This is a genomic window from Streptomyces durbertensis (assembly GCF_014156695.1).
GTDB classification, from domain to species: domain Bacteria; phylum Actinomycetota; class Actinomycetes; order Streptomycetales; family Streptomycetaceae; genus Streptomyces; species Streptomyces durbertensis.
On the sequence record NZ_WMLF01000770.1, the window covers coordinates 1 to 1,294 of the forward strand.

2 protein-coding genes are annotated in these 1,294 nt (G+C 70.9%); both read left to right on the forward strand.

Annotation, left to right across the window (positions count from 1 at the left end; genetic code table 11):
* Positions 1–129 precede the first annotated feature (129 nt).
* Entirely contained in the window at positions 130–639 is a 510-nt protein-coding gene (locus tag GL263_RS26665; RefSeq protein WP_182858299.1) for a SigE family RNA polymerase sigma factor, read from the forward strand.
* Positions 632–1,282, forward strand: a complete 651-nt coding sequence (locus GL263_RS26670) for a hypothetical protein (RefSeq protein WP_182858300.1) — start codon at positions 632–634, stop codon at positions 1,280–1,282. Before GL263_RS26665 ends, GL263_RS26670 begins: the two co-directional genes overlap by 8 nt.
* The last annotated feature ends 12 nt before the right edge of the window (positions 1,283–1,294 follow it).

Here is a 1,294-nt window from a genome sequence, read left to right on the forward strand (position 1 = left end):
CCCCGCCACGCGGCAGGGCACCCACCCCGATGCCGTCCGGTCGGTCGGACCGCGATGCGGCTGTAACACCGTGGGCCGCCCAGACGTGCTTATGGCAGGAAGCGGTACGGGGACGGGAGCAGGGACAGGATGTCGAGTGAAGCAGAGTTCGACGCCTTCTACGCCGCCACGGCAAAACGGCTGGTCGCCACGGTCTATGCGATGACCGGGGACCTGGCCGAGGCCGAGGACGCGGTGCAGGAGGCGTACGCGCGGGCCTGGCAGAGATGGGGCCGGCTCACAAGGGCAGGGGACCCGCTGCCGTGGGTGCGCACGGTGGCGTCCCGACTGGCCATCAGCACCTGGCGGCGCACCCGCAACAGGCTGCGCGCCCAGCTGCGGCACGGCCCCGCGCCGGACATGCCGGGGCTGTCCGAGGACCGCGTCGCCCTGGTGGCGGCGCTGCGCGAGCTGAACGCGGAACAGCGGCGGGCGGTGGTGCTGCACCATCTCCTCGACCTGCCCGTGGCAGAGGTGGCCCGCGAGACGGGATCGTCCGCCGGCGCGGTGCGGACCAGGCTCAGCAGGGCTCGCAAACTGCTCGGCGAGCAGCTCACGAACATCAACAAGCACGACGAGGAGGTCGTCACCCATGGCTGACGTCGAGGAACTGCTGGACGGTGTCCCGGTGAGGCTCGCGTCCGCGCAGGCCGTACGTGCTCAGGGGGAGCGCCGCCGGGCCCGGCGGCGGGTGGGCATGGTGACGGGCGCGTTGGTCGCCGCGACGGCGGTGGGCATCGGCTCGTGGACGTACCTGGCGCCCCCCGGCCCGCGCGGGGCCGACGCGGCTTCGGAAGGCGGGAACCCGTTCAAGGTCGACGGCACGGTGCAGAACCTCAAGCCCTCCGACCTTCCGATGCACGAGGTCCTGGGCTGGAAAGCGGGAGAGAACGCCTCCAACGGCGAGTCGTCGACGGCCCCGCTACCGCAGGCGGGACTGGACGGCGTATGCAACGGCTGGTCCGGTGACCTCCAAAAGCCTCAGCAGCAGCTCACCAGCGCCTTCGCGGGGAAGGGCGATGCCAAAGCCCGGTACCGCGTCTCCCAGTACACGAACACCGACCTGGCCCTCGAAGCCATCCGCGGACTCGGGCAGACACTGCGCGACTGCGGCCTCAAGGAGCAGAAGGACGGTGCCTACACCGGAACGCCGAACGGCAGCGACGTCTGGCTCGAGGTCAGCGTGCGGCAGTGGAAGGGCTGGGTCGGGGTGGTCGAGGCGCAGTTCATCCCGACATCTTGAACTGAGTGGGGA